The organism is Cupriavidus metallidurans CH34 (genome assembly GCF_000196015.1).
Lineage (GTDB): Bacteria > Pseudomonadota > Gammaproteobacteria > Burkholderiales > Burkholderiaceae > Cupriavidus > Cupriavidus metallidurans.
The window spans coordinates 2463902-2484942 of the sequence record NC_007973.1 but is presented as its reverse complement, the minus strand read 5'-3'; the positions used below and the strand labels follow the sequence as shown (position 1 = coordinate 2484942).

General features: G+C 64.1%; 16 protein-coding genes and 1 tRNA gene. 1 reads left to right on the top strand and 16 read right to left on the bottom strand.

The features are described from left to right. Positions 1-70: 70 nt before the first annotated feature. From RMET_RS11375 to bcsB, 16 genes are all read right to left on the bottom strand, one after another. Positions 71-1435 carry an O-antigen polymerase gene (locus RMET_RS11375; protein WP_082219898.1) on the bottom strand — a complete coding sequence of 455 codons (1365 nt, stop codon included), beginning with the start codon at positions 1433-1435 and terminating at the stop codon, positions 71-73. Positions 1436-1792: 357 nt separating this feature from the next. After that, positions 1793-1883, bottom strand: a tRNA-Ser gene (locus RMET_RS11365). Between the two features lie 61 nt (positions 1884-1944). Then, a complete protein-coding gene (locus RMET_RS11360) occupies positions 1945-2208 on the bottom strand; it encodes a hypothetical protein (protein ID WP_029310057.1) in 264 nt (87 codons plus the stop codon). A gap of 103 nt (positions 2209-2311) precedes the next feature. Continuing rightward, complete coding sequence (locus RMET_RS11355) at positions 2312-3025, bottom strand: GGDEF domain-containing protein (protein WP_011516964.1); 714 nt, start codon at positions 3023-3025, stop codon at positions 2312-2314. Between the two features lie 26 nt (positions 3026-3051). After that, positions 3052-3441, bottom strand: a complete 390-nt coding sequence (locus tag RMET_RS11350) for a DUF1987 domain-containing protein (RefSeq protein ID WP_011516963.1) — start codon at positions 3439-3441, stop codon at positions 3052-3054. A gap of 21 nt (positions 3442-3462) precedes the next feature. Further along, positions 3463-4035, bottom strand: a complete 573-nt coding sequence (locus tag RMET_RS11345) for a SiaB family protein kinase (protein ID WP_011516962.1) — start codon at positions 4033-4035, stop codon at positions 3463-3465. Positions 4036-4070: 35 nt separating this feature from the next. Further along, complete coding sequence (locus tag RMET_RS11340; protein ID WP_035821990.1) at positions 4071-5246, bottom strand: SpoIIE family protein phosphatase; 1176 nt, start codon at positions 5244-5246, stop codon at positions 4071-4073. A gap of 220 nt (positions 5247-5466) precedes the next feature. Then, positions 5467-5694: a BcsR/BcsP family cellulose biosynthesis protein gene (gene bcsR / locus RMET_RS11335; protein ID WP_011516960.1), complete on the bottom strand. Its 228-nt coding sequence runs from the start codon at positions 5692-5694 to the stop codon at positions 5467-5469. Further along, complete coding sequence (gene bcsG / locus RMET_RS11330; protein ID WP_011516959.1) at positions 5691-7253, bottom strand: cellulose biosynthesis protein BcsG; 1563 nt, start codon at positions 7251-7253, stop codon at positions 5691-5693. The genes bcsR and bcsG overlap by 4 nt, the downstream gene beginning before the upstream one ends. A 27-nt stretch (positions 7254-7280) precedes the next feature. Then, a complete protein-coding gene (bcsA, locus tag RMET_RS11325) occupies positions 7281-9854 on the bottom strand; it encodes a UDP-forming cellulose synthase catalytic subunit (RefSeq protein WP_011516958.1) in 2574 nt (857 codons plus the stop codon). Beyond that, on the bottom strand, positions 9851-10606 hold the full coding sequence (gene bcsQ, locus RMET_RS11320; protein ID WP_011516957.1) for a cellulose biosynthesis protein BcsQ: 756 nt from the start codon (positions 10604-10606) through the stop codon (positions 9851-9853). The genes bcsA and bcsQ overlap by 4 nt, the downstream gene beginning before the upstream one ends. Then, the gene (locus RMET_RS11315) at positions 10603-10803 is read right to left on the bottom strand and encodes a hypothetical protein (RefSeq protein ID WP_011516956.1); all 201 of its coding nucleotides are present in this window, start codon (positions 10801-10803) and stop codon (positions 10603-10605) included. The genes bcsQ and RMET_RS11315 overlap by 4 nt, the downstream gene beginning before the upstream one ends. Positions 10804-10806: 3 nt before the next feature. Beyond that, a complete protein-coding gene (bcsE, locus tag RMET_RS11310) occupies positions 10807-12555 on the bottom strand; it encodes a cellulose biosynthesis protein BcsE (protein ID WP_011516955.1) in 1749 nt (582 codons plus the stop codon). Positions 12556-12583: 28 nt separating this feature from the next. Next, complete coding sequence (locus RMET_RS11305; RefSeq protein WP_011516954.1) at positions 12584-16387, bottom strand: cellulose synthase subunit BcsC-related outer membrane protein; 3804 nt, start codon at positions 16385-16387, stop codon at positions 12584-12586. Then, a complete protein-coding gene (gene bcsZ / locus RMET_RS11300) occupies positions 16369-17532 on the bottom strand; it encodes a cellulose synthase complex periplasmic endoglucanase BcsZ (RefSeq protein WP_011516953.1) in 1164 nt (387 codons plus the stop codon). The genes RMET_RS11305 and bcsZ overlap by 19 nt, the downstream gene beginning before the upstream one ends. 1 nt (position 17533) lies before the next feature. Beyond that, complete coding sequence (gene bcsB, locus RMET_RS11295) at positions 17534-19786, bottom strand: cellulose biosynthesis cyclic di-GMP-binding regulatory protein BcsB (protein ID WP_029310056.1); 2253 nt, start codon at positions 19784-19786, stop codon at positions 17534-17536. A 360-nt stretch (positions 19787-20146) separates the two neighbouring features. Between bcsB and RMET_RS11290 the strand changes: the two genes are divergently transcribed. Beyond that, the gene (locus tag RMET_RS11290; protein WP_011516951.1) at positions 20147-20995 is read left to right on the top strand and encodes a D-amino acid aminotransferase; all 849 of its coding nucleotides are present in this window, start codon (positions 20147-20149) and stop codon (positions 20993-20995) included. Positions 20996-21041: the final 46 nt, after the last annotated feature.

Genomic DNA, 21041 nt, shown 5'->3' with positions numbered 1-21041 from the left:
CTTGTAGGACAAGAGACCTAGGACTGGCATCCCTCCTACAATCCAGGCGGCAGAAAGGGCGCGGGCCGAATCAAACATTCTGCGGTATTTCTTGTTGATTTTTTTTGCCTGAGTTAACTCTTACGAAAAGCATGTACCAGAACACTACCTGTATCCATGTGGAAAGCAGTGACATGTACATGTCTTGAAAGAACTGCATCACCAAAGGAAACATGAATGCGGCATGGATGAAAATGTACGGGCCGCCCTCTGATTTTGCCTTCTCATACAAGGCGTCATGGGCTAGACCTGAGAGCGCGGCAAATATCAAAACTCCACCAACACCAAAGTCTCTATAGTACGGATCCATCACCGTAAAAACGTTGGTCATATCCGGGATCAAAACATAATCTCGGATTAATGGAGGGATTTCTATATTAAGTCCGATGACATTCGCCAGCATATAGAAGAAGCGAAATGTATAATCACCATATGTTGCCGAACCATTCCCATCGAATACACTGCCCATTGCGAAAATGGGGGAGAGGAAATAGACTCTCAGCGTCTTGATTATGCCGTCTACATTGTCATCAACCGACGCAGTTGCCGAGACTCCCCTTTGTGTGAGGAGGGCGATCATCACAAAAGATGCTGCTAGTACCACTCCTGCAATCACCACCCCTCCTAGCTTTATCTTTCCACGAAAGATTAGCGGGAACAGCAAAAAACAGAACAGCATCATGAAGAAGGTTCTACCTGTCGTCAGGTAAGCCATGCACAACGCCACCGCGATGGCTATTGCGAGATTCTTCTTGTTTGTCTGCTTGTCAAGAAACTGTGTGAGCCTGATCGATGCGATGACAAACGAAACTGGGACGATGTATCCGATTGGGCCGTAGCTTGCTGCAACCTCCGCGATGAAAGCAGCGCGGAGCGCCATATAACCTGCAGGCGAGAAAACGCTCATTTCGGCGATCTCAGATGCCTTGAGGTAGATAATCGGGAGTGCTATTACCGAAACGATCTGCCCAATATCTACAAACTTATCTCGATATGAGATCGTGGATATGTGCGACTCAACTGGTAACACGCGAGCACGTAAGGACGAATAAAGCGCACACCCCAAATATATTGACAGGAAGGCGCCGAGCATCGCCCAGAAATCTTCTGAGATCGTCAGAAATGTGTCTTCCGCAAGGAAGGCGCCGACCGTCACGGCGGACCATACGCAAAAGAAGGCGGTGAACGGGTTACCTCGGCCTGGCCCGATCTTCACTGAAATGAGCAGCCCTACGAGGGCCATCAGAACGCAGGCAAAGAGCATTTTTAGTGGGGTTTGTGGCTTTGTTCGGGCTGCATTGTAACAGTCTAGGTTGTCGCAATAGGCGCACCGATGGACATTTGCGGTTACATCATGTTGCTGGCTGGCACTGTTCGGATATACAGTGCCGCTCATGTCCACCGGCTACTTCAACCCTCCGGAAGAACCCTTGCCGCCATACGTGGTCGAGGAGGGTACTGCGTGCCGCACATGCTCACGGCTCAAGATCGAGGTGCTACAGGAGACCCCCCATCCTCGCCTGTACCTGTACTGTGATTTCGAGGACCGTAAGTCCATGCCGAGGCGGTCGTGCGAGTTCTATGCGCGGGAGCCGGGGACGGATTGAAGGGGATTTGTGCTGCGCGCACCGAACGGGATCCGGTGTTGCCAATAGCACTTTTCTTGCGGGGATCTGGCGCCTGAATAGGACAAACCAAGTCCAATAGGACAGAAGCGCTTTGCTCAAAACCCGCAAAGCCTTACAGAATAAGGTGGCGGAGAGAGGGGGATTCGAACCCCCGATGGGCTATTAACCCATACACGCTTTCCAGGCGTGCGACTTAAACCACTCATCCATCTCTCCGGGAAGTCCGCGATTATAGCAGAGCCGCTCCGGCTGTCCAGCATCGCGCATGTGCAACGTCTTACTCGCTGGCTTGCCTTCCTTTTCCGAACCTCAGGGACTTTGGCAGCAGGCACAACATGATCGCCAGGAAGAAGAGCGTCGACGGCACGCCTTTCCCTTGCCAGCCTGAGAGCGAGTGGAACCAGTAGACGAGGATGGCCAGGCCGACGAGGTAGCGGAATCTGACTACAAGGTTGCCTAGCGGGGGACAGATTCGGCCGATGAGCCAGACGCAGCCGTAGGCGGCAGCGTAGTAGCCCAGCATGATGAGGAGAGCGCCCATGAGGTGACGGATAACGGATGCGGCACAAGACACCTCATCTATCGGGCTGTGCCGGCGATTGCTTCACCCCTCGGACGAGTGGGCACTGGCTGGACGATGCCAGTCACTCCCGCGCCTGCGTCACCCGATTCCGCCCGCCTCGCTTGGCTTCATACAACGCCTCGTCCGCGCGGCCGTAGGCGTGCTCGAACGGGCGGCCCTGCGGTGACCAGCTTACGCCGAAGCTGGCGGTGACCTCGCGGTTGACGGGGGCAGGGAAACGATGTCCGGCGATGGCCTGGCGCATCTGGTCGGCCAACGTGGCGGCGGCGTCGATCGTGAAGTCGGGCAGCAGCGCCGCGAACTCTTCGCCGCCCATGCGTCCGATCACGCCTTCCATGCGGACCGTGTCCTTCAGGCAGGCCGTGACGCCGCAGATCACCGCATCGCCCACGGGGTGGCCGAAGTCGTCGTTCAGGCGCTTGAAGTGGTCGATGTCGATCACGATCAGCGCGAGGCTGCCGCGCGCCAGCGCCGCTGTGGCGCGGTCGATGACGGCGCCGCGGTTGAGCGCGCCGGTCAGTGTGTCGTGCGTGGCGCGGTATTCGAGTTCCTGGGCCAGTTCCTGCAACCGGTGGTTGAGACGGTTCATTTCCAGCTCTTCACGGTCGCTGCGCCGGATCAAGCGGCGCGTCTCGCGCATCAGCCGCTCGTAGTAGCTGATGAGCTGGCCAAGGGTGTGACGATAGGCTTCCTCGCCCGCGTCGACATCGCAGAACACGGATCTGGCGTGGGCCAGAACGCTGTTCTCCGATTCGAACAGATCGGGCTCGGGCATGGCGGCGACGGTAGCGAGAGGGGGATTCAACTGCTGGTCGTCACTTCATCGATGAAGTCGATGGCGGGGAAATCGGCGTGCAGTTCCTGGCCGAACTCGAGGATGGTGTCGTCGTCTTCGTCGTGGAACCAGTGCAGGCGGATCTCGTTGCCACGCTCGGCGGCCTCGTTCAGCGCGTCGAACATGCTGAACAGCATCTTGGTGCTGGAGCTGTTGAAGTACGTCAGCGCGACGTTGACCGTGACGGCTGCGCCATCGCAGTCGGACAGATACTTGCGCAGGCGCGCTACGGCTTCGCCGTAGAACACCGCGGCATTCTCGGGGTAGGACTCACCCTTGAGCGAAAGAACGTGCCGCGTGAAGTCGAAGCTCACTTCGGGCGAGCTTGGCGTGGCGGCGATGAACAGGTTTTCCATGGCGGGCTCTTTCCGATGGGCTCAGATGGTGGCGACGAGCTGGAACATCGTCGAGACCGGATCGGAATCGATCGGCTGAAAGTTGTACTCCAGAGGGGCGCTGGCATCGCGCGCCATCGTCAGGATGCCGAGACCGGCGCCTTTGCTGCCCTCCGGCACCTCGGCCCGCAGGGTTTCCTTGTAGGCGCGCTTGATCTCGTCGAGCGTCATGGTGCGCACGCGTTCCAGCGTGCCGCGCAGTTGCGCCACGCGCGCGGTGGACACTGGATTCGAGCACATCAGGCGGTAGTGTTCGTCGACCATGCTGATGCAGACGGAACCGTGGCGCAGATGACCGTCGGCTTGCGATGGCGATGTCAGCGAATCGGACGAGTAGTGCACGATGTTCTGCGCCATCTCCACGAACGACGAGAACAGCTTGCGACGCGTGGTGCCGTCCACGCCGCTGACGGAAAGCTGCAGGCGCACCGCGTCGGACATCGCGGCGATGATGTTCTGCGAAAAATAGCCGACGTAGTAGAAGATCACGTTGCGTTCCCGAGCCATCGCGAAGAAGGGCTCATATTCATTGTCAATCGATTGTGCGGCGGTCATGTGTTGGCGAGTGGGCGCGGTGCAGCCGGATGGCGTCACGGCGCGCGGAAACAGAAGAAAGTCAGGTCGTCGCGTCGGCGCTGCGTGCCTTGCCAGTCCCGGTGCGCGTCCTGCACGGCCTGGCTGATCTGCGTCGCTGATGCGGCGCGATTCGCGCAGATTGCCTCGCGCATCCGGCGCTTGCCGAAGGCGATTTCCTTCGGGCCGCCGATCTGATCGATCAGGCCATCGGTGGTGACGAAAACCAGCGTGCCGGACGTGGTCGGAGCGACGCTGTTCTGCCATGTGAATGCCATATCGGTATCGACGTAGCCGACACCCATGCGCGCCCCGTTGATCATCTCGCCTTCGGCGTCGGCGGGTTGCAGCACGAATAGCGATGACTTCGCGCCGGCGAAGGTCAGCTGGCGCGTCGCGTTGTCGAACCAGAAGAAGGCCGCGTCCATGCCGTCGTCGGATTCCGACGCGCTTGGTGATTCACGCGGCTCGCGGTCGTTCTGGCCGAGCATCTGCTTGATGCCGCGATTCACGGCCATCAGCAGCGCGCCGGGGTCGCGCGGGCCGATCTGCTCGATGGCCTGCGTGAGTAGCGACGAGGCGATCAGCGTCATGAAGGCGCCCGGCACGCCGTGGCCGGTGCAATCGGCCAGTGCGGCGAACCAGCCGTCCTCGAAGGCGGCGAAGTGGTAGAAGTCGCCGCCGACCACGTCACGCGGTTCCCATACCAGTGCGGCGTCGGGTAGCGTGGCGCCCAGCATCTCGCGCGAGGCGCGCAGCATCGCGCGCTGGATCGTGCTCGCATAGTCGATGCTGTGCATGATCTGGCGATTGCGCTCGGCCTGCATGTCCGCCACCACACGCATCAGTTGCAGACCTTGCCCCAAGCCGATGTACTGGTCGTCGCGCGCGATGATGAAGCCGTCGGCCAGCGCCTTTTCACCGTATTCCACGGTTCGGAACGTCAGCGCGTCAATGCTCATGGCCGCGTCGACGATCAGCGGCTCCTTGTCCATGAACGCGATACAGCTCTTGCGGTTGTAGAGCTCGCGATGGTAGGGCTTGCTCATCTGCGAGAGGAAAATCGACCGGTTGATCAGGCCGATCGGCTTGCCTTGCTCGGTGACGGGCAGGCAGGCCAGGTCGCGATGGGCGGCAAAGACTTCCAGCACATCCTGGTTCGTCTGGTCGGTGGTGACAGACGGGGTCGGCATGGCCAGGTCTTCGGCGCATGGCTGTCGGAAGCGCGGACGGGCAGCGGAAGGGTCGACCAGTACGCCAGACATGACGGGAGGGACACTGTGTGGAAAGTGGCCCAGAGTCTAGGCAGGCTATATGACGAATCCGTGACGCTTCGGCCCCGAAGGCCAATGTTGCTTCCCTACTGGCGAGGGATGGCGGGCGTAGCGCTGCTTTGAGGAAGGGGGGCGACCGTCAACCGCCACCGCTTGGGCCGACGGCGACCGCTGGCTCCGCTTCGGCTAATGCCGCGCACCCCATCACCCGGGCCAGCAGAGGCCAGCGTTGCGCGGCGGCCACTGTTTCTACTTCGACTTGCTGGTCGAAGTACTGCTGCGCGTCGAAGCCGTCGACATGTTGGGCCAGCATGTCGATATCGCTGTAGGCCGTGGCCGCCTTGCGGGACCCGATGGGTTTGCTCATTGCTGCTCCACCCAGACGCCGTCCGGTGTGTGAATCACATAGCCGTTGGTCCGTTTCATCGTCAGCGTGGCTTCGTTCTCGCCGACCATCTGGGTCTGCGGAAGATCCTCGACGTAGTGGGCCAGATCGGGCGCCCCCTGGCGGAACGGGCTGTCGGCCACGAGATTGAACACCAATTGTGACAATCCGAAGAAGCTCGTCGGTGCGTCGATGGTTACCGGCTGCGGCGTTGCCGTGGTGGGCAGGCCGACCAGTTTCACGCCCACGGGCACGTGAATGATGTTGGGAGTGGGAATCTCGCGCAGCCCTGAGATCTGGTTCTTGTCGCCACGTAGCGCCGCGCCATGCTCGGGCACGAAGATCACCACGGCCTTGCGGCCAGACTTGCTGATGGTGTCGATGATCCGGTCGACATCGTCGAGCAAGGTCTTCAGGCGCAGCGGGTAGGACTCGATGCTGGTCAGGCGCTTGTCGGGCAGGCGATTGCCGTCGTGCAGCGTGACCGTGTTGTAGTAGAGCGCCACAGGGCCCTTGTCCTGCGCCAGGTGCTGCTTGTACCAGTGGTCAAAGGTATTGAAGTCGTCCAGGATCGGCGAGTCGTCGAAGGCGCGCATGGCCACCGGCACGCCTTCGGTCGATTCCATCTTCACGCCCTGAATGCCGATCTCGGTCTCCACGTAGGTGCGGAAGTTGTCGAAGCGGCCATCGTGGTTCATCAGGATGCGCGGCGTGAAGCCGGCCTGGGCCAGATCGGCGAACAGGTGGCATTCGGCGGGCGCGGGGTCGTACAGGTCCTTGTGCGGCTGCTGGCCGCATGACGCGCGCAACAGGCGGATGGCGGCTGGGCCGCTATAGCTGGCGGCGGAACTGAAGTTCTTGAACAGGTAGTCGAAGCGCGACAGCAGTGGGTGATTGAGGCTCTTGGCCGCGTCGAGGTCATCCCACGACAGCGAGCAGATGTGCAGCACAATGATGTCGAACTGCGCGTCAGGCGTTGCGGTAAGCGGCGAGAAGGTGGCGGTGCGCTGGGTTTCCTGCTGGCGGAACGCGGCCAGGATGGCGTCGTAGTTGTTGGTGGCGTTGATATCCGCGCGCGCCGATCCGGCGGATTGCGCCGTTGCTTGCTGAGCCTTCGCGCCTGGCAACGTGATACCGGTGCCATACCAGATCGGCATGGCGATCAACGCAAGCAGGACGAGCGTAGTGGTGCGAATCCATCGGTTGATCAGCAGGTACACCAGGACCACCAGCACCACGGCCACCACCATCTGCACCGGCACGAAGCGCTGGAATAGCTCCACCAGGTATCCGGGCGTGAAGGCGCGGATGTTGGAAAACTCCGTGAGCAGACGCGTGAACGGCGGCAACGTGGATTCCCGCCACGCCAGCGCCGCACCGGCGCCGATGGCGATGATCTGCCGCAGTACGCGCAGAATGCGCGACTCGAGCGGTATCACCAGCAGCAGGGCGAAGACCAGGTTCAGCAGCCATATCGGTTGCATCTGCCCGGTATGGAACAGGTAGATCTTGGCGAGGAAGTAGAGGTTCCAGAGTCCCATGGGGTCTCGCTTAGGGGTTCGGGGCGGTCAGGGCAGACGTGAGCGGCGTCGCGCGGTCACCAGCTCGACGGCATCGACGAAGGCATCGTAGAGCCGTAGCAGGCCCTGGTAGCCCATTTCAACGACTTCCTTGAAGCTGCGCAGCGGAGCATCGACGCGCTCGTCGTCGAGCCAGTCGATCCACGCGTCGGCACGGCCGAACGTGCACTGGATCAGCTGTGCTTCGCGCTCAACGCTCAGATCGTCCATGCGCACCCCAAGGTGGCGATTGATATTGCGCGTGACCACCGCGGGGAAGTGATAGGTCCGCGAGCCGCGCGACAGACATACGCCCACCGGCGCGCCTTCGACCAGTGGCACGTCGATTGGCAGCACCATGCCCAGGCCGCCCATCGAATAGTTCTCGGTCTTGCACGCGATCGTGCGGCCATCGGGCAGCAGCAGGGTCGCCGGCACGCGCATCGGGATACGGTGCGATACGCGCACCTGCCGTGCCTCGCGGGCCACGCCAACGGCAGCGCCGAGCATGATGAGGTTAAACGTTGCCCATCCCATGTTCATCAGCACGGTGGCGGGCTCGTCGGTGCCCCAGAACAGCAGGCGGAGCACGCCGAAGACAAGGCCGGCCACGTTCAGCGCCAGCAGTACCAGATAGGGCTTGGAGATGGTCCAGTCCAGATAGTCGTCGGCGATCTGCCCGCCCTTGGCCGTTACGTTGAACTTGCCGGCGCGCGGATTGATGAAGGCCACTGTGGTGGGCAGCACGATGTACCACGCCAGCACGGACTCGTAGACCTCCGCCCAGAACGAATGTCGGTAGCGACCCTGAAGCCGCGAGTTGGTTACGTTGGCGATCAGCAGGTATGGCAACACGTAGGCCATGATCATCAGCGCCGACGTATTGATCACGTGCAGCCCGAAGTACAGATACGCGATCGGCATGGTCAGGAAGATCAGCCGTGGAATGCCGTAGAAGAAGTGCAGCATCGCATTGCTGTAGCACAGGCGCTGGAACAACGTCAGGCCCTTGCCAAGCAGCGGATTGTCCAGACGGAAGATCTGCGCCATGCCGCGTGCCCACCGGATGCGCTGGCCGATGTGGCTGGACAGGCTTTCGGTGGCCAGCCCGGCGGCCTGCACGGTACGCAGGTATGCGCTGTTGTAGCCACGGCGGTGTAGTTTCAGTGCGGTGTGCGAGTCCTCGGTGACGGTCTCTACTGCGATGCCACCGATCTCGAGCAGCGGCGCGCGCTTGATTACCGCGCAGGAGCCGCAGAAGAAGGTGGCGTTCCAGAGGTCATTGCCGTCCTGGATCAGGCCGTAGAAAAGGCTGCCTTCATTCGGCACGCGCCGGAAGGTGTCGAAATTGCGTTCGAACGGATCGGGCGAGAAGAAGTGGTGGGGTGTCTGGACCAACGCGCACTTCGGATCATCCAGGAACTCGCCCATGGTCATCTGCAGGAACGAGCGCGTGGGGATGTGGTCGCAGTCGAAAATCGCGATGTAGTCCCCGCTGGTGCGCGGTAGCGCCTGATTGATATTGCCGGCCTTGGCGTGGCGATTGTTATCGCGCGTGATGTAGCCCACGCCCGCCGCTTCGGCGAACTCGCGCATCGCCGGCCGGTGGCTGTCGTCGAGGATGTAGACGCGCAGCTTGTCGGGGGGCCAGTCCATGCTGCGTGCCGCGTACACCGTCGGCTGGACCACGGCGAGTGATTCGTTGTACGTCGGGATGAAGACATCGACGGTAGGCCATAGGGACGAGTCAGCCGGCAGCGGCTTTGGCTTGCGATGCAGCGGCCAGGCGGTCTGCAGGTAGCTCAGCGCGAGCACCAGCCACGTGTAGCACTCGGCTGCGTAGAGCAGGTAACCGATCACGGCCTCGGTCGTGGTGGCGAACTGCAGTGTCTGTGTGGAGCGCCACCAGATATAACGCACGGCCATCAGCATGGAGACGGCGATCATCGTGATCGTGGCCAGCCGCCCAGGAATGCGCCGCACGACGATCAGTATGGCCCAGACCACGGCGAACATCAGCATCTGGCTCGCGAACGTCAGTGGCGTGGTGCCGATGACGACGGTGGCGATGGCTGCGATGACCATGGAGATCGGCAGGACAAATGGAATACGCCCGACCTGCGCGGCAAGCGACTCGAGCGAATAGGCCACTCGATTCCAGTCCGGTCGAGGCAGGATCGACAAGAACTGGTGGTGCAGTCGCGATGTCGTATTCCAGACGGGCTCGAGTACCCGATCGAGCCAGCGGCGCAGCCAGTTGTCGCGCTCCGGCTCGGCCATCGAACGTTGTTTGCGTGGATCGGCCGCCAGTCGAAATCGAGGTCTTGGGGGGCGGATGAACAGGCGCCACATCCACGTGCCTGTGCCCTGGCGCTTGCCAATGCCGAGCCGGGTCATGGCGCGTCTGTGAACCTGCGCGGCCCATTCCGCCGGGATGTCGCGCTTGCCCGGTCGCGGTGGACGAAAGAACAGGCGGAGCAGCCAGTTGCCGGCATTCGCGGTGCGCGTCACGCCGAGCGCCCGCGCCACGCGGTCGCGGGCACCGGAGAACAGTTCGCTTAGCGAGAAGCGGCGCGCGCTCATGGACGGGACTCCTGTGTGGCGGCTTCGAGCCATGCCGACAACCATGACGCCAGGCCATTCATGTCATGCGCGGCCTGCGAGTGCGGCGTGCTGCGGCAGAAACTCTCGCTGCGGGCCAGCGCCTCGGCCACGCTGCTGTCGTCATGCACGTGATAGGGCAGCATGTCCTGCCCGAGCATGGCCTGCAACAGCGCGACGATATCGACATGAAGTTGCCGCGCAGGCTGCAGCCGCGTAGCCACATAACGGGCGGTCTTGCCTTGCGCGGTCAGCGCGTCGGCCAGTCGGCGCAGCGTCAGGCAGGTCTCCGGTTGCGCCGGGGCCAGGACAAGCACCAGATCGGCGGCTGCGATGGCCTGATCCGCAAGTGGCGATGGCCAACGCGCGCAGTCGATCAACGTTACCCCGCGCGGTGGCAGATCCACCTGCGCCAGCAGGCGGCCGAGCCAGTCGGGCGCGGCGTTTGCCAGCGCGGCGGGGGCGCCGCCGCTGCCCCAGGGCACGAACAGCACGTCATCATCGCTGCGTTGTCCGGCGCGTGCCCACGCGCCAGGGGTCGGTGCGTCGAGATAGGCACCGAGGCCATCCTCGGGAATTTCTCTCATCCCGAAGTGAAAGCCGAGCACGTTGGCGGGATCGCATTCCAGCGCCAGCGCCGGGTGCTTGCGCTGGGCCAGCAGCGAGGCCAGTTCCGCCGTCAGCGTGCTGCGGCCAGCGCCGCCCGTGGTGGAGACGATGGCCACGGTATTCATGACTGGTCTCCACCGCCGATACGGCGCTTGCCACGTATCACCAGGGCGTCGAGTTGCGGTGGTAGTCGCACGCTGCGACGGGGCCGTGGCGCGGTCCAGCGTGGCAGCCAGCGCAGCAGGTCAAAGCGCCACGTCAGCCACGCAAGCGGTGCCGCCAGAATCAGTCCCCAGACGAAGTAGCCGAGAAAGATGGGCATGGGTCAGCGTAGTGGTTTGAGCGGCACGGGATGGTGTCGCGGCAGGGCGCGTGGGCCACCGCCGCCTTGTGCCCGGCGAGGCGCGATCAACGGCAAGGTCTGCACCGGGGCCGGTGTCGTTGGGCATGCCTCCGTTGGTGCATCCGACGGTTCCGTGTGGCTCGATGGTTCCTGGGCCAGCCAGCGTGTGTAGTCGGGAGGCGGATAGGCCTGAATGTCGGCCTCCAGTTCGCTCAGCGTCGCGGCGATCGATTCGTTGTCGCCGCTGCGCAGATCACCCTGGAACATATCGGCCATCGGACGCTGGAACACGCGCGCGCATACGGCGTCAACATCGTCCAGCCGGCAGGCGAAAAAGAACGCGTACACGCTATCACTGCCCGCGGTGCAGAGATCGCCGGCGCGATTCATATGGCAGGCGCGCAGCGCGTCGATATGCGCCACTTCGGGCAGCAGCGGCAGTTGCAGCAATACGTGTGGCAGCCGGATCAGGCGGCTGCGGTCCACCGCATCGCGCACCAGAGAAAGGAATGTGTCGGGCGTCACGTAGCCGGTGGCCGACGTTGTCAGCACGGCCGACAGGGCGCTGTGATAGTCGGCGAGGATTGGCCGCGAGAAGACCTGGCCCTGCAACGCGTCGATCATCGCCTGCATTCGCGCGAACGGCGTGCGTTGCGCTACCACGGCATTGGCGCCGAGGTTGAGCATCAGCAGCTCATAGTGCTGGCGCATGGCCTCGCGGTCCTCGCGGATCACGATCTTGAGTGCGCGGCCCGCGCTACGCCGCAGGCGGTGCACCTGGCTGGCCAGCAGTTCCAGGTCACGGCTGCCCGAATAATGCAGGATCACGGTCGCGGCCACGGACTGGCTGGCCGTGGCGACGGCGGCTTCGTTGCTGTCAACGATGCGCCAGTTCTCGGGAACGAAGCGCTCGCGCAGCACCGCGTCGCGGCTGACGATCACGCGGTCTTCGTCGGGCGCCAGCATTCCCGCTTCCTCGATCTGGTCGCTGTAGGTGTCGGACGCCACCATCAGCCGCTGCTCGTGCGGCGCGAAGCGAAGCCGCAAGACCTCGCCGGCCACCACCGACTGCTTGTCGCGCCAGAACGCGACTTCCCAGGTGTACTGCCCCTGCTGCTGGGAAAGTTGCGCCGCACCGGCAAAACGGCCGTGGAAGGCCTGCAAGTCGGGCGGCGATTGTCCCGGCGCCAGTGGTGGCGGCGCGACCACGAGCAGCACGCCACAGCGTTCTTTCGCGCACCAGTCGTTCAGGCGAACGCCTTGGCTCGCCAGGGAGACCGCATCCTGCCAGCTGAAAAATGCTTCGGCGCCTTCGATCAGGAACATCGTGCCCCGCGCGCCGCATTGATCGGTGAGTGCCTGAAGCGCGTCGATCAGGGCATCGATGCCGTCGCGGCCGGGTTGGGCGCGCAAGGCACAGAGATTGGCGCGCGAATGCAGCGCGCGATTGACGTCGATATCGAGCCCATGCTCGCGGAGCACCTTGGCGATGCCATCGGCATCACGCGTCGAGAGCACACTGGCGGGTCCGCGTAGCGCGACGGCGGCGGTTTGCCAGAAGAACGCATCGCGTGCGGGCGAGGGCTGCGCGTACACCACGTGCGCGCGGCCGCTGGCCAGCGTGCCGAGCGCTGGCGCCAGCCCTTCGATCGCGAGCAGGGTGCGCGCCTGCAGCCGTGCCAGCAGCGGTTTGCGGGAGGGGCGGGGGGCAGAGTGTTCGACGTCGTTCATGACAGAACCCGATAGCTCAGTATGTCGCTCAGTAAGTCGAGTAGGGCCGCACTGGCGCGGGCGGGTACGGCACCGGGTCTTTCCGCTTGTCGAACAGATACCGGAGCCAGGCCATGGCACGGTTCGGCGCGTAGTCGCGTGACCGGTCGATCGAGAATGCCGCGCCAACCACCCAGTGCGGCGCGAGCGTGTATTCGATCGTCGCGCCCAACGTGTAGCTGAAGCCACCGCCCGAACCGCCCTTGTAGATCGCGTTGCCGCTCATCGCTTGCAGGTCGGGGCGGGTCGGGAAGTACGGCGCGTCGTTCTCGTAGGTGAATGACCACCCTGCCGAGCCAAGGAAGCGCCATGACCACTTGTGATACCGCCCGGTCCAGTCCAGCGGGATGCCGAACGACACATAGCGTTGGGGGCTGTAGTAGCCGCCATGTCCAAACGTATAGAACCGCTGGTTGTCGGAGTAATGCCAGTAGTTAAGCACCAGGCCGCTGGAGACCCTCTGGTCTCGAGCCATGTAGACCGGCACGTCGAAGCCGGTGCGCACGGTGATTTCGCGATTGGTCTTCACGTTGTCACCAGTGTAGAGGCCGGCGCCGACGTCGGCAAACAGGCCAACGCGTCCCACGTCGCGCGCATAGCGCAAGTGGACGCCGTTGCGCACGATGCCGCCCCAGTGCTCCCCGGTGACGGGATCAACGGCCCCCGCGTACGAGATCAGCGAACTCGTCACGGCCCGCCGCGAGATGTCCGCGCTGAACGACGATACGCCGAGGTCGGCGCGATAGCGGAAGCCGCCAACCACGTTCTGCTCGGTGAAGCCAAGCGGCGTGGTGCCGATATCGGCGCGCCAGCTGTTGTACGCGCCATCGTATTCGTAGCCGGCGGCCAGGGCCACACCCTTGTCGGTCTGGCCGATCGCCCCGAGCCCGGCGTTGCCGAGCGCCGGAATCTTGCCGAAGGGCAGGTCACTGACCGAGCGGTTGGCCTGCAGCGTACCGGCATTGAGCAGCACGGTATCCGCATGGAAAAAATAGTGGCCCGTATAGCCATTCGGAATCCGCACATAGAGCGGAATCTCGGTGGCGTTCAGCTTGGAGATGCCGTCGTCGCCGGACTTGTTCGACTGCAACACCGCCGTCGCCACTTCGCCCTGGCGACGTGCCTCCAGGCCCGCCAGCGCGCGCTGCGCGGGCGTGCCTTCGGGGCCCGGGAGCACGCTCTCGCGCTGCTCCAGCCCAAGTGCGGTGCGATAGATCTCCGCCGCATCGTTGTAATCACCGCGCGACTGGGCGATGCGGCCGCGTTGCACGGTGATATCGGCGCGATTCGGGAAGCGGGCGTCGAGTGCATCGACGACAGCATCCGCTTCGTCCTCGCGCCGCAGCGCGGTGAAGCGCCGCGCTACCGAGAGGCGTGTGTCGATATCGTCCTCGGGCGCTTCGGCCAGCACCGTGCGCACGATGTCGAGCGCCTCGTCGGTGCGGCCCATGCGTTCGTACTGACGCGCCAGCGTCAGTTGCGCGCTGGCGTCGTGCGGATCGGTGGCCAGCACCTGACGCGCCGCATCGGCCGCGCCCTTGAAGTCGCCGTGGGCCTCGCGCAGGTCCGCGAGCTCCAGCAGCCAGCGACGATCGCGTTGCTGTGCTTCGGGCACTGCATACAGGGTGTCGCGCGCGCCGTTGAAGTCGCCTTCGGCGATCCGCCGATCGGTCTCGCGGATGGCCAGTCGCAGTGACTGGTCGGCGAAGCTGGCGCGTTGTTCGTCGGTGATCCCGGGCAGGGCGGTCGAATCGGCGATCCACTGGCGCAATGCCTCGTCGCGATCGGCCGCTGCCAGCAATTCGCCATAGCGCAGGCGGATGTCGAGATGCGGGTCCTCCGGGTGCGCGGCCAGCCAGTCGCTGACCAGATGCAAACCGGTTTCCGGCTCGCCGAGCGCGATCCATTCGCGTCCGATCGACGCCAGCATGTGCGGATCGTTCTGGGCCTCCTGCTCGGCCTGATGTAGCAGGGCGCGTGCCTCGTCGTCGTGTCCCTCGGCAACGCGCAGCCGGGCTTCGCGCAGCAAGCGCTGGGCGGCCAGGTTATGTCCCAGGTTTCTCATCCCTTCCGAGCGTTCGGCATCCGGCACGGCGGCCAGCACCGTAGTGGCCGCGTCGATGTCGTCCACGCTGTTCAGGTAGAGCGCCGTCGCATAGCGCATTTCACTCGTCGGCGCAGCCTTGAGACCGTCGTCCATGACGGTGCGGCCCAGCGCGGGCAGTCCCAGGTCGCGATAGAGGCGGGCTAGCGTGAAGCGTGTCCAGGCGTCGTCGGGCTGCAGCCGAACCGATGCCTCGAGGTTGGCGATGGCGGGGCTGCGCTTCTGCTGCGCCAGCAGCCGTTCCGCCCGCACGGATAGCAGGTCGGCACGCATCGCGCGCATTTCGCTCTCCGAGCCTTTCATGCGCGGCTCGACGCTGGCGATCAGCGGGTCGATTTCGGCATCGCGATGTTCCTTCTGCAGGAGTTCGACCAGCGAGCGCAGCGCGCCCATGTCGGGTTTGGGGCGGGCCAGCATCTTGCGCAGCAGCGCCTCGGCTTCGGCATCCTTGTTCTGCGCGATCAGCGCGTCGGCCAGGATGCCTTCCGCGCTGTCGTTGCCAGGCTGCTGCGCCAGTGCCTTGCGGGCCAGCGCTTCCGCTTCGGCCGGCTTGCCTTGCTTGTTCGCGTCGCGTGCCTTGGAGATCACGCCCCAGAACGTCGCCGTGGCCATCAGGCTGCGCCATTTGTTGCTCGGGTCGAGCTGCTGCGCACGTGCGAACAGTTCGCGTGCCTCGTCGTGCCGGCCTTCGCGCAGGCGCACGAGTCCGAGCCCGCCCACCACTTCGGCATCGTTCCGCCGCTTTTGATACGCCTTTTGCAGGGCGATGTCGGCCTCACTGAGCTGGCCACGCTCGAGCTGTGCCAGCCCGCGTTGCCGGGCCTGATAGGCGGGGTCGGCCTGCAGCCGCTTCTGCTCCTCTACCTTCTTGCCGAGATCGGCGAGGGTTTGCCGCGCGGCGTCGTCGTCGGGCACTTCCTTGAGGTAGCGCTCGAACCAGACGTAGTAGGCCGGGTCATCATTCACGCGGTAAAGCGTGCGCCGCCAGATGTCGAGCGCGGTCTTGCGGTCGCCATCGGGGCGCTGCGTGATGCGGTAGAGGATTCCGATACCTTCCTGGCGGGTGCCGGCGCGGTCGGTCAGCAGATCGCCCAGTGCGAGCTGCAGTGCCATGTCGTTGGGGTTCTGGCGCGTGCGGCTGCGGAGTTCGCTGATGGCCCGCGTGCGGCCATCCGGCGTGCCGGAGAGGATGCGGTAGTAGTCACGTGCCAGATCGCCGCTAGGCGCGCCGCGCGGGAACAGCAACAGCAGCCGCTTCACGGCTTCCTCGTCCTTGCCGGATCGCGATAGCAACCGGATGGTGGCCATCTCGCGCTTGTCGCGCGTGGCGATCCGATAGGCGTCCTCGAGTTCGAGCGTCGCGGCGCTGCCCGGCGCGGACTGCCGCAGCTTGGCCAGCAGCTTGCCGGCTTCGGCGGGGCGGTTCGAACGGATCTCGATCAGGCCCATCAGCTTCAGCGCCTCGGGCTGGTTCGGGTCGATCAGCAGTGCCTTTTCCAGGATGCCGCGCGCCATATCGGCGCGGTTCTTTGCCTCCCACATTTTGGCGGCGGCCAGCAGCTGCGCCATCTGCGCGGATGTGGCTGGCGGCGACACACCTGCCGCTGGGGCAGGATCGGCCGCGAAAGCCGGCAAGGCGGAACTGGCCAGCAACAGCGCCAGCGTGGGAGCTAGCGCGTGGCGGGGCATGTGGATTTCCAGGCCGGCACCAGAGTGCCGTCCGCTTCGAAGCGGAAATGTCCGTCAAGATGGCCCAGGCCGAACAGCGCCAGCACCTGGCTGTAGTAGCCGGCGGGCTTCTGCGCGGCCAGGTCGCGGGCGCGCTGCGCCTGCGCGCGCGCATCATCGGTCTGTCCCAGGGCGGCAAGGTAGGGCGCGACGGCTGCCGAGAAGCCACCGTTGCCGCTGTTCGGTCCGAACGTGCCCGACTGGGTATCGACCCGCTCGGGCGGATCCCCTTGCTTGCGGACGTAATCGGCCATCGGGCGGAACGCCTGGAGCACCGAAGTGCGCAGCGGATCGCGTGGCGCCATCATGCCGGCCCAGAGATACACCCGGATCGCGTTATATGAGCCGCCGGCCTGTGTCTGCGTATCAGGCCGGAAGCCTCGACCCTTGTGATACTCCACCCAGTCAGGCGAAAAGCCGTGCGGCGCCGTGTTCAGGATCAGCCGGGCCGAGGTGTCGACTAGCGTTTTCCAGCTGCTGTCCTCGCCCGGCATGGCTGCCAGCCGCCGCATGACCTGCAATGGCACATAACTCGGATTCAGGCGCCAGACATCGGGCGACGTGTGGAATCCAGTGGGCCCGGGCAGCAACGTGCGGCCGAGTCCGGGCAGCACCGCCGTTTCCTCGCGCAGGGCGCGGCGCGCCAACAGCGTTCCAAGCGCCGTGAAGCGGCGCTCGTTCCAGAGGCGGCCGGCTTCGAGCAGGGAGTAGGCGATCCACAGGTCCGCGTCCGATGCCGGATTGGCGTCGATGACACCCCAGGTGCCTGCGTGCTCGCCTTCGGTGCGCTTGCCCCAGATCCACGCGGGCAGATGGGCCGTCAGGTCGCCTTGCGCGAGGTTGTTCTCGGTCCAGGTCAGCAGCTTGTCGAAGGTGGCGCGGTCGTTGGCCACGAGCGCGAAGAAAAGCGCATACGACTGGCCTTCGGAGACCGTCACCTGCTGGTCGGTGCTGTCGTCGATCACGCGGCCGTCCTGGCTGATTGTGCTGCGCCGGAAGGCATCCCAGTCGGGCCACGCGCAGGTGGCCGCGGCACTGGTCAACACCGTGCCGGCCAGCGTGCATACGACGGTAGCCCGCAACAGCCAGGCCATTGCCCGACGCATGTCAGCCTCCGTTGCGGCGTGCCGCCAGTCGGCTCAGCGCCCAGAACAGCGTCAGCGCCACGATCAGGCCGGCAATGATGCCCGCGATCGCCAGGAGCGCCGGATGCCCGGACAGGCGCATCCACAAGCGGCCATACCAGGGCAGGCTGCCGACGTAATACCGTTCGCCCAGGCGCAGGCCTTCCAGGTCCCGGTGGTGGATCACGGTCAGGTCGCCGCGGATCTGCGCCACTCTGCCGGGGTCCTCGAGCACATCGAGTACATCGCGCAGACGCTCGTCGGCCGTGGCCGTCAGCGCGACGATGCTGTGCTGCGCCTTGAATGGCGATTCGAAGCCGATCAGCGCGGCCAACGGGCCATCGGCGGTGAGGATCGCGCGCCCGGCAGGCGAAACGTCGAAGTCGTCGGTGCCGCTGAGCCAGTTCGACCACGCGTGCGAGCGCTGGTCGCGCAGCGTGATCTCGGTCTTGCCGCGCTCGATCATCAAGGGCAGCGACTTGCCCCAGCCGGTCAGGATCTGCGCCGCGCTGCCGGTGCCAATGATGACGAGGTTCCGGTCCTTGACGGTGTCAATGGCCTTGGCAGGTGCCACGGCCACGCGCAGAGATGGCAGGCCGGTCCATTTGCCCATGTGGCCGAGCATGGTCAGTGCGGCTTCCTGGTCGATGGTGGTGGGGGCGTCGGGCACCACCACGGCGGTATCGGCCAGATCGGCCAGGCGCGTGAACGGATAGCCACTATTGGCGAAGAACGCCAGGTTGGGCAAGGCGGCGTAGTGTGAGAAGCCGCTGAAGTCGATCGACGAATCCGGGTCCACCGCCGCGCGCGCCACGTTGGTCGCCGTCGACGCGCACAGGCCGGTCTTCTGCGAGTCCATACTGAAGCGGAACTGCATCTGGTTGTTGCTGCCGACGCGGAACGCGGGGATCAGGATGTCGCTGCTGGCCGAGACACTGCCGCCGGACAGCAGCGGCACGCTGACGAGGTTCTCGTCGCCCTGCGTGGTCAGCGGCTTAAGGCGATACGAGCGCACGAGCTGGTCGTTGATATCGACGCTGAGCACTGAATCGTTGTACGTCGAGGGCGCGGTGTAGCGGTACTTGATGCTGAGCGGCACCGAGCGGTCGTTCCAGCCGAACAGGTCAGCCGGCACGCGCAAATTAACGCGGATGGCATCCGGGCTGGCGCCGGCCACCTGGAGTTGCTGCGGATCGGTGACGAGTTCCTTGAACAGGACTGGGCGATCCACCGGGGCCCACGCTGGCGCGTCATAGGGCTGGCGCGGCTTGCCCAGGTCCACGGCCTGCACGCCGGTGCTGGCGCCGGCCATGGCGGCCTTGCCCAGGACCAGCGCATTGGCGGCCAACTGCAGTTCTTCCGGATTACGCCCGGCCAGTACCAGCAGCTTGCGCGCGGGGTTTGCGGGGTTCGGCATGACGCGTACCGAGGCGCCTTCGATCTTGTCGATACGAAGACCGTCCGGAATGGCGTTGGGCATGACCAGTGCGATCGCGTGCGCATCGCCGGGCGCGGTGCGCGACACCGGGAAGCGAAGCTCGCGATAGCTTGCCAGCGCGCCGAGCCAGGAAGCCACGACGCCAGCGGCGCGCAGCACGGCGGGATCAGTATTCGCAGGCAGCACAAACGGCACGGTGACGCGGTTGTTGTCGCGGCGGTCGAAGAACGGCGCGGGCAGCAACGCCAGGTTGTCCGGCAGCGTCACGTTGGCCTTGCTCAGCGTCAGCGTGGTGCTCGGACTGATATCGGCCCACAGGCTTGAATGGAACGGGTCTTCGCAATGATCGAGCGTGTAATGCGCGATCATCTGCACGTTGATGCGGTTGAAGTCCGTGAAGTAGCGCGGGTCCAGATCCACTTCGCGGGTGACCTGTTGCCCGGCGTGCTCCTGATCCAGCGGGATCGTCGCCACTACCTCATCGTTGAGGCGAATCTTCAGGTGCGAGAGCGGGAAGACGAGCGCTGGCGAATAGGTGAATACCAGCTTGAGCCGGGCTGCGGTGACCACTTCGTCGAGCCGGACGCCCACGTTCAGTGTGTGGTCCGGGTCCACGCCGCGCAGCGGAATCGGATAGTTGGCCCCCATCTGGGCGAGTGTCAAAACTTGGGTGCGGGTGACCAGCGGAGAAGCCGCTGTCGCGCCCGGCGAGGGCGGGGGTGCTGCGGCGGGTGAAGAGGCCGCGACCTGGGCGGCCGACTGGCCAGGAATCGTCGAGATCAGGAAGGCCGTCGCCATGGCGGCAATCCGCGTGCAGCCACATCGCAGGCCTGACTCCAAATTCGTCATATAGGGCGCCCTGTAGGAGTGGCACGGCGAAGGCACGTGAACGCAATGCCGTTGTCGCGCACTGAAGTTTCGCGTGACGAATATATCACGCTGTTTTTCGTCTGCTGCATGGCAATGCACGCTAGATCAATGAATTAAAAAATATTCAATACAGGCCGACTTTGTCGTTGAAATAGTTTTAGGCGCGCGCCTTGCCGAAGTCACATCGACGGAGGGGCGATGCCGCGACGACATGCCGAAATTGCATAAAGGCAGCCCGCGCCATGTGAAAGAATTCACTTCACAATCTTCCTTGCCCAAATATTGACCATGTCTGAAACAGTCGTTTTCCTGAATGGGGAATTGCTTCCCCTGTCCGAAGCCCGCGTGCCAGTGCTCGATCGCGGGTTCATCTTCGGTGATGGCATCTACGAGGTGATTCCGCTCTACAACGGCAAGCCGTTCCGTGGCGCTCAGCATCTGGCGCGCCTGCAGCGCAGCCTTGCCTCGATCGGCATCCCCAACCCCTATTCGGAGACCGAATGGCTGGCGCTGATCGACCGCGTGGTCAAGGCCAACGGCCTGGGCGACCAGATGGTCTACATGCAGGTGACGCGCGGTGTGGCCAAACGGACCCATGCATTCCCGACGGAAGTCACGCCGACCGTGCTGATCATGACCAACCCGATGGCACTGCCGCCGGCGGCATCGGTGGAGCAGGGTGTGGCCTGCGTGACGATGGAGGACCGCCGCTGGCTCAACTGCCAGATCAAGTCGACCTCGTTGCTCGGCAACGTGCTGGCCGCTCAGGTGGCCGCCGAGGCAGGCGTCACCGAGGCGATCCAGTTTCGCGATGGCAATCTGACCGAAGCATCGTCATCGAACGTCTGGCTGGTCAAAAATGGCCGCGTCTATGCGCCGCCCAAGGACAACCTGATCCTGGAAGGTATCCGCTATGGCCTGATGGAAGAGCTCTGCGCGGCGATGGACATCCCGTTCGAGGCCCGCCGCATCACGCGCGACGAGGTGTTCTCCGCCGACGAAGTCCTGCTGTCGTCGGCCAGCAAGGAGCTGTTGCCGGTGGTGACAATCGACGGCAAGACCATCGGCGCGGGCAAGCCCGGCCCGGTGTTCCAGCGCCTGTTTGCGGCGTATCAGGCAGCCAAGTCGGCGCTATGACAAGCGTCATGTCCCTGCGGTGGTCGCGTGCTAGGATGGCGCGCAC